This is a genomic window from Vibrio agarivorans (assembly GCF_030409635.1).
GTDB classification, from domain to species: Bacteria; Pseudomonadota; Gammaproteobacteria; order Enterobacterales; family Vibrionaceae; genus Vibrio; species Vibrio agarivorans.
Genome location: NZ_JAUFQF010000004.1, coordinates 1,151,510 through 1,165,105, shown reverse-complemented (window position 1 = coordinate 1,165,105; position 13,596 = coordinate 1,151,510). Strand labels below are relative to the sequence as shown.

Below are 13,596 nucleotides of genomic sequence, written 5' to 3'. Positions count from 1 at the left end.
TGAAAAGTTATCACTAATTCGAGATGTCAAAGAGCCTACGATCTCTGGAAGTCAGGCATACTTAAAACTGTACAATAGAGAATTACTAGCTGCTCTGATCTCCCGTTTATTCAAAAGTTCCCATTTATAATGATCTTGCCGTGTGCTCACCCCTCCATTTTTGCGCTTTTTTCTGGATAAACCGAACAACAAGATCTACACTAGGATCAAACTAGATTTCTAAGTAACCCTATGATTGATAGTAAGTTATAGCCAGCGCTGCAAAAAACCAACCTTAGATTGACTCGGTGAGACGGCGCTAGGATCAAGAGGGTGATTGTTGTTGATTTGTAAGCGTTTTTTTCGATCTCCCTAAGGGTCTCGATCGCGGGCAACCATTGGGGCCACTTGAAGAGAACAAGCAAAAACAACGCCTTACAAAGGCTCCGCACAAAGCCTGCGTCTCATTTCAACGCAAAACCGTCTCAAGCCAAACACTTTCACTGAGACCAAAGATAACCCACTCACCACTTTTTTGCGCCGCAATGAGCACATTTCACGCCGCTATCTGTCGCTGTCGCACTCAACAACACACTCGATACGTGATGCGTAAATCCGTCCGAGCACCCAGTTCCCTCATCGACATGTCGCCTCGAGATGGCTCTCCAAACTTACTCATCTCCGCATCATCGGTCACAGCAAAGCCAGCACAGCATTGCCAGCACAACAAAGTCACTTTCGACCGCCGTGCTAAGCGTGCGCCGTTTCGTACAGACGCCCCTGCCACACCCATCACTTAACCCATAAAAAACCACGAAGTTGCATACCCAAAAACAACAGAACAACACAGCAAGTTGCATATGCATATGTAGTGCATATTCGCAACCACTTTAACTAAAACTAATGCGATCAATCGCTCAAATTTCAAACAAAACCTTGATTCTCATATCAATCTGGCGCATATCATAAGGTATGGCTCATTTTTGAAGCAGAATCACTGACTTAAAAATGAGAACCAAGAAATTAATGTGTATGGCTCAATGTTCTTATCTTGACAACGCCAATACATCAATATGCAAGGAGCGCTATGGCCAGACACAAAAACATCCCTCTTCGGGAACTGAACTACCACTATCACCCCAGCGTCATGGCGCTGATACAGGCGCAGCCTTTTACCCTGAGCGCCCAGGGGGGACTGGCCGACATTGACGATCTGACACTCGAAGCGCTATTGAGTGACATCACCCTGCACACGACCTTACCCGAGCCAGAGGCGCCGTATTGCCTGCTCTGTTTTGATCCCCTTTTTGAATTTCTGAAACAGCACCCCGGGGCTAAACGCCACCACGTCAGACTCTACTTTCATGAGCATGAGGACGTAGCTATCAATACGCTCAACTTGATTCAGCCCGCCCTCACTCATCAGTTATCGAGTCTGTCCTTGCCAAGTCTCGCACTGCGCCAAGAGCGCCTAAAAGATCTCGCACCGACACCACAAAAGCGCGTACCTACCAAGGCGAAGCTCGCCAAATGGGCCGGCGTCACCCCGAGTGCGCTGCGCGCCTGTCACAAGGAGTGAGCCAATGAGCATTGCCGCTATCGCCAACAAAAATCGAGCCCAGAGCGCCGGCGCGCCGCCACCTAAGGCACGCGCTCACGCCCTTAAACTGCTCAGTGCCCTCATGCGCCTTAAACGCTATTACCCCACCCACAAACAAAAAAGAGACAAAGTCACCGCCTACGACCGCGCACTGTTTCACTTTTTGTATCTGTGGCTCACCGGCGGCCTAGAGGGTTGCCAAAGTATAGAAGACTTCCCGGACATCAAAGTGGTCACCAGCAGCCAGCCCTGCGGCCCTTATCGTCTTCGCTCAACTCAGGTCAACTGTAAGATCTCTTGGGTCGAGTACGCACTGCCGTACCCGGCGAAAACTGGCACAGAGTGGCTATGGCAACCTATTCCCAAAGGGCTCAATGAGTGGTTCTCTCTTGCGCTCACACAAACCCAGCGTGCGGCTGACATTTGGGTGTTATCACGCCAAGAAAAACGCACTTTTCTGCGTTTTCTGCACACAAAGTGGCGCACCCCCACCCGACTCAAGGGCGAACACTTAGTCAGGCGCGATCGCCTGTTTGGCTATTTTGATAACATGGTGAAATGTGACTCTACCCTGCCCGTCACAGCCAAAGCCGTCATTTTGGGCGAAATGCGCCTCCATCACCCCTGCGCGCTGCGTTATCAAATCAGCACCAGTGATGAGATCCGTCATGAGCTCTTTCATCACTACAATAACTATCTCAATCGCCTGCTCAAAGCCATCCCAACCGACATATACAACGAGAGCCTAGATGTCCTAACGCCTTGCTCGAATCGTAAAATAGGCTTACTGCACTCCTCTCACGCGTTGCCCCCGCACCTACAAACCCCAGGCAGCATTGAAGCGTTTCACCTTGAGATGGGCTCAGCTACCCGAACACATCATGCGTTGCCCTTTATCCAAATTGGCTCGATACGCCCCATCGCCAACCATCAGGTCAAACGCTTGTTTCAGGCTCTTGAGCGAGAAGGGCAATCACTCGAGCGCGCTGAGCACAGCCTTGAGAGCTTAAAAACGCTGCACAACTTTTATGCCTTTGAGCTGTCTTTGCTGCTGATCGCACTGACCGGCACGCGCCCCACCCATCACATCAGCATTGAAAGACAATGGTGTTTTAACCTGAGAGAGGCCATCGTGCGCGATAAAGGCAAGCACCGCCCTATCTGGCTGTGTGATGGCCTGAGAGCGCGAATTAAGCGCTATCAGCACGTGCAACACAATTTGCGTATGCGCGGCGTCGCTTGTTCATTCCCACACTTGTGGTGCCTGCTCGATGAGAAATACCAAACACACACCATTACCGCCAAAAGCTTGAGACTATTTATGGCCGTGCGATGGCAAGCACTCTACCCAGGCGAAGCGGTAGTGCCGTACCAGCTGCGCCACCACTTTGCTCAGCATGCTCTTGCGAACAATAAGGTGCGTCTATCACTGCAAGAGATTGATTATCTGATGGGGCACAGCGAGCTAGGGGAGGGACTGGGCAGTGACATGATTTACCCGACGGCAAAACACACCTTAAAGCGCTTTCTCAATGAGGGCATTGAACACATCGGACTCAAAACGGAGGTGGCCTAATGGAGCAACGGCTTTGTGCCAAGTGGATCTGCGACTACCACCACACTAATGGGCTTGACGTTGAGCCACTTGAGGAAATTGAGTGGGTGCTCACGACACTTGCGCCGCAAGCAAGAGAAATCACGCCAGAGCAGCTCAAACGCCTCAACTTGGCCATCTCGCAAATCAAAGATGGTCGTCAACGGCGACGAAAGAAAGCGCGCGATCAATGTCTGTATTACCTCAAAGAGGTCAATCACTGGCCAATACCTGAAGTAGCTAGCACCCAATGGCGCGACACGAATCGGGAATGGATGATGTCGATATTAGCCCATAGCGAGCAAGCCACTGCGCTGCTTGACGGTCATCGCTTGCAAAGCCCCGCATTTTATCAAACGCGCTGGGCACACCTGGGATGGACCTTGCTCTTGCTTAACATTGAAGTCGCGCCACTGCCGCTAAAAGACTGGCAAGCCATCTTACAAAACCCAGACGCCATCGAGTGGTTTGACGGTCAATACACGCTCAAAGTCATACACCGAATTGATATTGCCGCCTTTGCCAGCAAAAGCACACCCAGTTTTACGCGATACCCGCTTTCCCCCGTCGCCTATCGCGCTCTAGAGCAATACTATCAATCGCCGAGCGAAGTGCTCAGTATCAAAGCACTGACCGAAGCGCTCAATGACTGGGTATCAGGTGAGCCATATTATCTTGAGCCAATCAGCACGCACCAATGGCAGCGCGCGTTTGCCTGCCTTTGGTATTATCATCATGAGCTTGGCGCCTCCCTTCTCAAAGACGTGTGCGATCCGACGCGCCATGTGGCAACGCTCCATCCCGTGCGCACCAATACGCTTACGGCCAGTGAGCAAAAAGCGCTCTATACGCCGCCATCGTTCACCCCAACCGTGACATCGAAAAAGAAAAGCGCCACCACCTGGCCACACAAAGCGTTGATCCGCTATCACCAAAACTTGCGCCAAGGCCGCATCATACCCAAGCCTAAAGCGCCCGACTGGCAAGAGGACAATATTCTCCCAGCGCTGCTTTTTCATCGCACCGAGACCCTGTTTGTCGAAGGTGGCGTCAAACGCGAGAAACTCCACGGTCAATCGATTGTGCGCTACAACAACTTTCACTCACACCTCACCCCACTGAGCTTTGCTACCGCCATCACGCCTGACGCTCTGCATGAGTGGGTTCGTGAGCAGTGGACACGACTTGACGATAGCAGCGACGGCTACCATTTCTATCAATTTCTTTGCTCTATGGCGCAGCACTCGCTCATCGACCACTTAGATCTGAGCCTGTTTCAGTCGCCCAGTTTACCAAGCAAGGTAGACCCATTTTGTCTTATGCCAGAGCACATCGACAGCTTAGTCGAAACATTGTTAAATGCGCCAGGGGGGCATGGCATGCAGCGAATTTTCTGCGCGGTGGCCGCCCTATTAGGTTTTTATGCTACGTTGCGCCGCGGGGAGACGCTGCGCTTGAGGCTCGGTGATATCAGCGTTCACCCACAAGATCGCCAATGCTTTATCATTGAGATCACCAAGACAAAAGAAGGGGATACAAAAAACAAGAAACCGCGCACCGTGCACGCCTACTTGCCAAGCGAGGCGGCAAAGCTGGTGCGTGTGCTGCAAAAAATAAAAGAGGGAGGGTGTAAAGACGATCCTTTGCTTGGGTTTTCGTTTGAGACCATCGGCGATCGCGCGCGGCGCTACTTGTATCCGGTGACACAAGCGCTCAAAGGGCTCTTTGGCCAATCGGTGCGCTATCACCACCTCAGACACAGCGGCGCGCAGCTGCTGGTGCTGCAAGGGCTCACCCTCGCCTTTGACCGAGACGAGAAGCACTTGATGGGGATAGGCCCGCTGACACGCTCACTACTCACACCGCAAACCTGTCAAGCCCGTTTTCACTTTTGGCTCGAAGGGCAGCCACTGCGTGAGGTCAATAGCGCGCTGTTGCTCGATGTCATCACCGAAGAGTTGGGTCATACCCATTACGCCACGACGCGTCGCCATTACCTGCATGGCTTAGAGTTATTTCTCGCCCTCGTCAAAGACAAAAACGAGCGCTATTCGCGCGACAAACTGCGTTATGTCCTCGGTATGCCAGCGGGCTCGAATGATATCTCTCGTGTGGTAGCCCAGCTTTGCCCTGACTATGCGGCGCTACCTCACATTGAGAAAAAGCACTACAGCCCGGCCTTGAGTGCATCAAAGCTCTTTCATCGCCTAAATCCCAAAGGAGTCGTCAAAGACAAGGATGGGGCGACAAGCACAGCAAAACCCGAGACAAACTTATATCAACTCTGGTTTACAAGCTTACCCAAACAGATGGTCAATACAGACTCGACGCATCTTACGCTGTTTTGCCATGATACCTTTGCCGCTCGCAGTCAACCGGCTTTCTCCTTTAAAGAACTTGAACAGGCATGGCAAGTGCTCTCGCATAAAGGGCAAGCGTTAACCCTGAGTCCAACGCAGCAAACCCAACTCAAAAAGCTCGCGCCATTTTATTGTGTTCATCAAGAAACCCTGTCTCTGTATACCTGTGTCAAATTCAATCAACCAGATTTGGCCGCAGTGCAAGCGCTCTTTCAAGAAGGCCCGTTTTGTCACTTCGATGTCCAATGCCTACTAGTACAAAACCGTAAACGCCTTAGCAGTCTTAAGGTCGCTCGATTTATGGCGCAATTTCAAACTCTAGGCTTTGCCGTTGAGCAGCAAAAAATCAACCACGGAGACAGTGCGCTGTATCTCATCATCGATACTCACCTATCGCCTGACTTCTTTCAACATCAGTTTAAACACTATTGGCAAGCCCTCCTTCCTGATAGCCCACAGGAAGACCTTGCCCCGTCACATTCTACTGTCATGGAGACGACACTATGAGCCATTGCATTCAATTCGAGCCCCATATTCACTCTCAAATCGACGATTTGATCGCAATCATTCCCAAAAAAGATGACAAAGCTTACCTCACGCTTCTCATCGACAAACACCAAGTTCAACTGATTGGAGGGGTTAAAGAGAACCTCAACCTCATTACCTTTGAGCACAATGACGCTTGGGGACTCAAAAAAGGCCAATGGTCACTGTGTGCCACCTCTTTCATCCAACTCTGGCAGCTGACGAACCTTGAGAAACATAAAGCGCCTTTCGCGTTAAAGGTCGAGTACCACAAAGATACGCCCTACCCCAAAGTAGATAACTTAACTAGTGAGACCGGTCGGCTTTTCATTGAGGCTCAACCTCCCAAAGAAGCTCATTTGGCGTTTCAGGAAAAAACGCGACAGCTTGTGACCCAGAAAGTCAGCACTAAAGCCGCCCAAGCGATAATCGAAGTGGCGGATACCTATCGACCTTTTGATACCTTCGAGCTGGATTGCAAGCAGCAGGTTGTCAAAGTTGAACGCCAGGGTGTGCCGACCCCTTACGATCTACCCGAGAGTTTTGAGCCAGAGTTCGACCTTTTGTTGAACAAACAAAGCCTCGATAACTTAAAGCAATTGGCTTTTGATACCTCAGCCGAACACATCGACATTTATATGGATGATGAACAGGCCATATTCAGCGATGGTCAGCGCATTCTTTCAAGCTCACTCGCCTCACTGAAAGACTACGCTCAAAAACAAGAAATTGAATACGAAACCAAAGCGAGACTGATTGTCAATTTGATCGACTTTAAAAAACAAATTGACGACTATCGCAGCAATGCCAAAGTCAAAAAAGCCAATCAAGCGCTCATCTACATCGATAACGACTGTGTGATGATTGGAGGGTTAACCGAAGAGACAGGGCTGCATAGCTACCTCGACGTCGCAGACAGCAAAACCGACCGCACAACGGTCTTTCGCGTCAATTTAAGTGAGCTGTCTAAAATCAGGCTGCAAGATGTGATCACCAAAAAAACCAAACAAATGAAGGTGCAATTTCTAAAAACCACACAAGGCGACTATAAGCTTGGCTTTTATAACAACATCAATAAAACGCACCCTTATGCTTACGTCCACGATGTCGAATACGCTCCACAGGAGATCGCACGCATGCAAAAAGAAAAAGAGAAATTGGACGCCTTAATCAACCCTGAAGGCCAACAGATTGATGGTATCGGGTTCGATGATGTGTAGTGCTCGTAGAGAACTCGTAAAGAAAACGAGGCGTACTCACGACAACCAATAGGAGAGTAAAAAGGATAAAAAACAGACACAATAGCTGGACATCCATCCAGTAGGCGACTAGATTATTTATTAAGCAATCACCAATAGTCGTTATTTTCACGCTATTGGTAAGCTTTGAGGGCGCATCGCCTCACTCTGAGTTTTTATGAGCAACGATAGAGGACACAGAGACAACGATGCCAACATGCAGTTGGGGTGAAGTGGCGGCAACCACTCCACCCCGTACCGGCTGCCCGACGTTAAAGCGACCCAGCCGATGGAATGAGTCTACCCAATTCCACCGGTCAGGGACAGATCTATTTAAAGATCGCAACCGATGGAGAAGTCGTCATGGCTCATCTACGCGTGCGCCCCAATGGGGTGATCCAATTTGACCTACACATGTACGGTCAGCGTTTTCGTGAAGGCACGAAAATGAACGCTACACCAAAAAATCTCAAACAAGCGCAAGCCACCCTCAAGCAAATCAATGCAGAAATTGATTTGGGCACCTTTCAGTATCGCAACTATTTTCCGCACAGCAAAAAAGTCGCGCTATTTGAAGCGCTTGAGCGTGAAAAACACCCTGACCATCACTTTCCGTTTTTTGACACCTACGCCCAAGAGTGGTTTGAGCGTAACAAAGCCAAGTGGAAACCGAGCTATCAAGGCGTATTGTGGAATAACATCGAAAGCTATTTGCTGCCCGAGTTTCGCAATACGCTGATTTGTGACATTACCCTCGCGAGCATCGATTTTTTCCGCCAAGATTTGATGTCGCTGAAAAAGCCGGATGGGTCACGTAAGCTGACCAACAAGCGCATCAATAACATTCTTTGGCCGCTAATTGCGATGATTTCGCTCGGCGCAGAAGAGTACAAGTTTGAATATCCGTTTCGCCGCTACAAATCCCTGCGTGAAGAAAAAGCCGAATCTCATCCGCTTACCGCCGAAGAAGTGCAGCGGTTTTTAGATGCGGTGGATAAAGAGTGGCGAGACTACTTTCTGATTCGTTTTTGGACCGGTATGCGCAGCTGTGAAATTCATGGTTTGCAATGGGAGCATATTCACTTTGAGCACCGCCAAATTCGTATTCGCCAGAACCTAGTTAATGGGGAGGTTTGCGATGTCAAAACGCCGAAAAGCCGCCGAGAGCTGCAAATGTGTGACACGCTCTACGCTGCTTTTGAGCGCCAAAAACAGCGTGCCAACACCAGTGACGGCTTTGTCTTTGTCGGCCCCAATGGCTTAGGACTCGATACGCATTTTGTCAGTGAAAAGCTCTGGCATCCAACACTGAAAAAAGCGGGACTAAAAAAACGCCGCGCCTATGAGACGCGCCATACTGCCGCCGTACTGCACATCGCCGCGCATGAGAACCCGCTTTATATCTCACACATGCTGGGTCACAGTGATACAAAACTCTTGTTTGAGGTGTATGCACCCTATGTGGCCAATGCCTCACGCCAAGATGGGGTGGCTTTTGATTCGATGATGAAAGGAGCGCTGTAATGAAAGTTCTGACCTTTGATGAGCCTGAGCACTTTAAACGCAGCTTAAGCGATGACAAGCAACTGGCCGCATTTGCACTCGGGGCGCAATCGACGATGATTCATCATCTGATCCACAGCGAAGAGTATGAAGGCGTACCCAATGATTTGGCCACGCAAAAGACGCTCGAAAAGTTAGCTCGGCAGTTTGTTTATAACTACCAGCAATGCCCAGAACGTTATCGCGCCCTTAAGCGTTATAAACAGATGCTGGTCGATAGTGAGCCACTGATGTGTGACGATATTACACTACACCTTAAATATCCCGCACTTACATTAGCTAAGTACTACTACTGCTTGCAGCAAACCAAAGACAACATGGACTCCATGAAGCTCTGGGAGCGCCATCTGCGATTTTGCAAAGCGCTGTGTTTTGCGCTCAATGAATATTATGCCGAGCCACGCAGCCTCATCGAATATCGGCACAATATGGTGCAAATCGAACACCGACACCAAAAGCAGAGCTATTGCTACATTGAGACCAAAGTCCCTATTTGCTTTCATGTGCTAGGTTACCGATTCTTTCAACTGCCATTTCCTTGGCTCTAATAAGTAAAAAGGGCGTGATGAGAATTCATCTCGCCCTTTTCATTTTTTACCGCTTACGCCGGCTCTGCACTTGTGCACTTCACTGCATCAGCAATGACATTGGCCCAATGATTTGCCGCTTCACTATCAATCGCCTCTACCATCACTCTGATAAGAGGTTCGGTACCGGACTTACGAAGTAAAACACGGCCTGTCGCACTTTGCGTGTGACTACCAAACGCCGCTTCAGCTTGGTCGACAGCTTTCAGCACTTCCTCAGATTCAAGAGGGTCTACTCCACCAGCAAAACGTACATTGATAAGCACCTGAGGCAGCATATCCATATCTGAAACCAATGAGGCGAGATCACGTCCTGTATTTTTGATTACAGAAAGAACTTGAAGTGCTGCCACAATAGCATCACCGGTGGTTACTTTATCTCGGCAGATAATATGACCTGAGTTTTCGCCGCCAAGCCACCAGTTTTTCTCTAGCAATTGCTCCATCACATATCGGTCACCAACATTTGCTCTCACAAATGGAATACCTAGGGCTTGAAGCGCGAGCTCAAGCCCCATGTTTGACATGAGTGTGCCAACAACACCACCATTTAGACGACCTTCAACTAAGGCTTGTTTTGCAAGGATATAAAGGATCTGATCGCCATCAACAACATGACCGTTGCCATCGACAAGCATAATGCGGTCACTGTCACCATCAAGTGCAATACCGAGATCTGCCTTTTCTGCAACCACGCTCTCTTTGAGCAGCGCAAGATCGGTTGCACCGCACTGTGCATTGATGTTTAAACCATTTGGCTTATCACCAATAGACACCACATCAGCACCCAGCTCTTTAAAAACATTAGGCGCAATATGATAAGCCGCCCCATTAGCACTATCGACCACGACCTTCATTCCAGCTAACGTTGCTTTTGAATCGAAGGTTCCTTTACAGAATTCGATATAACGTCCTGCTGCGTCATCCATGCGCGTCGCTTTACCCAATAAGTCAGACTCAACACACACTACTTCTTTATCGAGCTCAGCTTCAATCTCAAGCTCTACGCTGTCTGGTAGCTTTTCACCTGTAGCGGAAAAGAACTTGATCCCATTATCATAATAAGGGTTATGAGAAGCACTGATCACAATACCGGCTTCTGCACGGAAGGTCTTAGTTAGGTACGCGACAGCTGGTGTCGGGATTGGACCACACATAACGGAGTTAACCCCAGCTGCAGACAAGCCGGCTTCAAGCGCAGACTCCAGCATATAGCCAGAGATACGCGTATCTTTACCAATAATGACTTTCTTTGTGCCCATACGAGATAGCACACGTCCAGCTGCCCAGCCAAGCTTCAATGCAAAATCAGGGGTAATTGGAAAAGTGCCGACTTTTCCACGTACACCGTCTGTTCCGAAATATTTACGTTTCATTATCTTTCTACTTATTATTTTTCGTTGGACGAACCCAGTTCGCTTTTGTTGTTGGTTTGACTCGAGTTAATACCAACTCAGATTCACCGGTATCTCGCGTCAATGTCGTGCCTGCCGCAATCGTCGCGCCAGCTCGCACTCTCACTGGGGCAACCAGTTGTGTGTCGGAGCCAACAAAGACATTGTCTTCAATCACAGTCTTGTGCTTGTTCGCGCCATCGTAATTGCATGTGATGGTGCCTGCGCCAATATTACACTGACGACCAACCTCAGCATCACCGATATAGCTCAAGTGATTTGCTTTCGAACCTTCACCCAAGCTAGCATTTTTCACTTCAACAAAATTACCGACATGAGCGTCATTAGCAAGTGACGTACCCGGTCTTAATCGAGCAAATGGTCCTACCGTACAATCTTGACCGACAATCGCGTTTTCAATCACCGTATAAGGACGAACAAGCGTATTGTCTGCAATGGTACAGTTTTTAAGAACACACCCCGTACCTACTGTGACGTTTTGACCAAGCGTGACATCCCCTTCGATAATAACGTTGGTATCAATTTCAACGTCCATTCCACACTCAAGAGAACCTCTCAAGTCAAAGCGCTCAGGATCGCGGATCATCACGCCTTGTGCTAAAAGCCTTTGTGCTTGGCTCTGTTGAAAAGCGCGTTCAAGTTTGGCGAGTTGGGCACGGTTATTCACACCTTCCACTTCAATCGTTGACATAGGGTGAACCGCTTCTATCGCTCGCCCTTCATTGTGTGCCGCCTCGATAATGTCTGTTAAATAATACTCACCTTGTGCATTATCATTACTCAGCCCGCTCAACCAGCGTTTCAAATCTTTACCCGAAGCAACAAGGACGCCAGTATTGACTTCTTGAACAAGCTCTTGCTCTCGCGTCGCATCTTTTTGCTCAACGATGGCAACAACAGGTCCATTTTTTCTAACGATACGACCATAACCTTTCGGGTCATCAAGAATCACCGTTAATAAAGCAATTCCTCCCTCAGGTTGCGCCTCCAAAAGATTTTGAAGCGTCTCTTGTGAGATTAAGGGAACATCACCATAAAGAACCAAGATTTGCTCATCATCAGCGAACTCGTGAGAAGCTTGATCGACAGCATGGCCCGTACCAAGCTGCTGTGACTGTTCAACCCAATTGACTGGCTCTGATGCCAGTGTCGATTTCATTTGTTCACCGCCATGACCATAAACCAAGTGAATACTACTCGCATTGATACTCACGCAAGTATCAATAACATGTTTTACCATTGGTTTATCAGCCAAAACGTGCAGCACTTTAGGTAAGCTCGAATACATTCGAGTCCTTTTTCCTGCTGCTAAGACAACTGCACTAAAACTCATTTTTACCTAGCTATTTTCGTATATTCAATTACATAATAATAAGGCAGTTTGAAATTCAAACTGCCTATATACTAAAACCTATATAGTTGACACCTTAGTCACTACCAAATAAGTCTCTTGTATAAACTTTCTCTGCGACATCACGAATCTCATCAACCATGCGGTTCGACACAATCACATCACAAGTTGATTTAAATTCTTCTAGATCACGAATAACTTGCGAATGGAAGAACTCTTCTTCTTTTAGTACCGGCTCATAAACCACAACTTCGATACCTTTCGCTTTAATACGCTTCATTACACCTTGGATGCTCGAAGCTCTGAAGTTGTCAGAGCCTGATTTCATGATTAAACGATAGATGCCAACACGTTTGGGATTTATTCTCAAAATAGACTTCGCTATAAAGTCTTTACGCGTGCGGTTGGCTTCTACAATAGCACCAATAATCTCGTTAGGCACAGCTTCATAGTTTGCGCGAAGTTGCTTGGTATCTTTCGGCAAACAGTAACCACCATAGCCAAACGATGGGTTATTATAATGACTGCCAATACGAGGATCTAAGCCCACACCTTCGATGATTTGCCGTGAGTTCAAGCTATGCGTCTCTGCATAAGTATCAAGCTCATTAAAATACGCCACACGAAGTGCAAGGTAAGTATTTGAGAAAAGCTTTACCGCTTCAGCCTCTGTTGAGTCTGTGAACAGCACTGGTACCTCTTTGTCAATGGCACCTTCCAATAATAAGTCTGCAAACACTTTTGCTCGCTCTGATTGCTCACCGACAATAATGCGTGAAGGGTTTAAATTGTCGTAAAGAGCTCTCCCTTCTCTTAAAAACTCGGGAGAAAAGATAATATTATCACAACCCAACTCTTCTGAAATACGCTTGGTATACCCCACTGGCACTGTTGATTTAATGACAATAACTGCATTTGGATTAACCTCCCTCACCTCATTTATCACAACCTCTACAGATTTTGTGTTAAAAAAATTTGTTTGCGGGTCATAATCGGTGGGAGTTGCAATCACTACATAGTCAGCACAGCTATATGCTTCATACACATTACCCGTTCCAATTAAAGATAACGGTTTGTTCCTCAAAAAATCCTCGACTAAACCATCCTTAATCGGAGATATTTTATCATTGATCAACTCTATTTTATGCCGATCGATATCCAAGATCGTCACATTTCTGTTTTGAGCAAATAAAAGCGCATTAGATATGCCAACGTACCCAGCACCAACAACGGTAATATTCATAAAAGCCACACTATATAAATTTAGTAATGACTTTTATACCCCTTTCACGATTAACCTTTTATTAACCAAATAAGAAGGCCTTATGAATCAATTTCCCAATAGTCTCGCCCAGATGCGATTCCAGTTGTGTATAGAAAAGGC

At 47.9% G+C, this 13,596-nt stretch carries 10 protein-coding genes; 7 read left to right on the top strand and 3 right to left on the bottom strand.

Annotation, left to right across the window (positions count from 1 at the left end; genetic code table 11):
• Nucleotides 1-524 precede the first annotated feature (524 nt).
• The 7 genes from QWZ05_RS13915 (at nt 525) to QWZ05_RS13885 (ending at nt 9,407) form a co-directional block, all read left to right on the top strand.
• The gene (locus QWZ05_RS13915; protein ID WP_290298961.1) at nt 525-779 is read left to right on the top strand and encodes a hypothetical protein; all 255 of its coding nucleotides are present in this window, start codon (nt 525-527) and stop codon (nt 777-779) included.
• A 287-nt stretch (nt 780-1,066) separates the two neighbouring features.
• Nucleotides 1,067-1,558: a hypothetical protein gene (locus QWZ05_RS13910; RefSeq protein ID WP_290298959.1), complete on the top strand. Its 492-nt coding sequence runs from the start codon at nt 1,067-1,069 to the stop codon at nt 1,556-1,558.
• A gap of 4 nt (nt 1,559-1,562) precedes the next feature.
• On the top strand, nt 1,563-3,155 hold the full coding sequence (locus QWZ05_RS13905) for a site-specific integrase (RefSeq protein ID WP_290298957.1): 1,593 nt from the start codon (nt 1,563-1,565) through the stop codon (nt 3,153-3,155).
• The gene (locus QWZ05_RS13900; protein ID WP_290298955.1) at nt 3,155-6,040 is read left to right on the top strand and encodes a site-specific integrase; all 2,886 of its coding nucleotides are present in this window, start codon (nt 3,155-3,157) and stop codon (nt 6,038-6,040) included. Before QWZ05_RS13905 ends, QWZ05_RS13900 begins: the two co-directional genes overlap by 1 nt.
• Complete coding sequence (locus QWZ05_RS13895) at nt 6,037-7,278, top strand: hypothetical protein (RefSeq protein WP_290298954.1); 1,242 nt, start codon at nt 6,037-6,039, stop codon at nt 7,276-7,278. The genes QWZ05_RS13900 and QWZ05_RS13895 overlap by 4 nt, the downstream gene beginning before the upstream one ends.
• Before the next feature lie 381 nt (nt 7,279-7,659).
• Nucleotides 7,660-8,820, top strand: a complete 1,161-nt coding sequence (locus QWZ05_RS13890) for an Arm DNA-binding domain-containing protein (RefSeq protein WP_290298952.1) — start codon at nt 7,660-7,662, stop codon at nt 8,818-8,820.
• The gene (locus QWZ05_RS13885; protein ID WP_290298949.1) at nt 8,820-9,407 is read left to right on the top strand and encodes a hypothetical protein; all 588 of its coding nucleotides are present in this window, start codon (nt 8,820-8,822) and stop codon (nt 9,405-9,407) included. Before QWZ05_RS13890 ends, QWZ05_RS13885 begins: the two co-directional genes overlap by 1 nt.
• Nucleotides 9,408-9,460: 53 nt before the next feature.
• Here QWZ05_RS13885 and glmM read toward each other — a convergent pair whose 3' ends face one another.
• From glmM to QWZ05_RS13870, 3 genes are all read right to left on the bottom strand, one after another.
• Nucleotides 9,461-10,822, bottom strand: a complete 1,362-nt coding sequence (gene glmM / locus QWZ05_RS13880) for a phosphoglucosamine mutase (RefSeq protein WP_390216572.1) — start codon at nt 10,820-10,822, stop codon at nt 9,461-9,463.
• A gap of 7 nt (nt 10,823-10,829) precedes the next feature.
• Nucleotides 10,830-12,194, bottom strand: coding sequence for a bifunctional UDP-N-acetylglucosamine diphosphorylase/glucosamine-1-phosphate N-acetyltransferase GlmU (gene glmU, locus QWZ05_RS13875; RefSeq protein WP_290298947.1), 1,365 nt, complete (start codon nt 12,192-12,194; stop codon nt 10,830-10,832).
• Nucleotides 12,195-12,288: 94 nt separating this feature from the next.
• Nucleotides 12,289-13,455, bottom strand: a complete 1,167-nt coding sequence (locus QWZ05_RS13870; RefSeq protein ID WP_290298944.1) for a nucleotide sugar dehydrogenase — start codon at nt 13,453-13,455, stop codon at nt 12,289-12,291.
• Nucleotides 13,456-13,596: the final 141 nt, after the last annotated feature.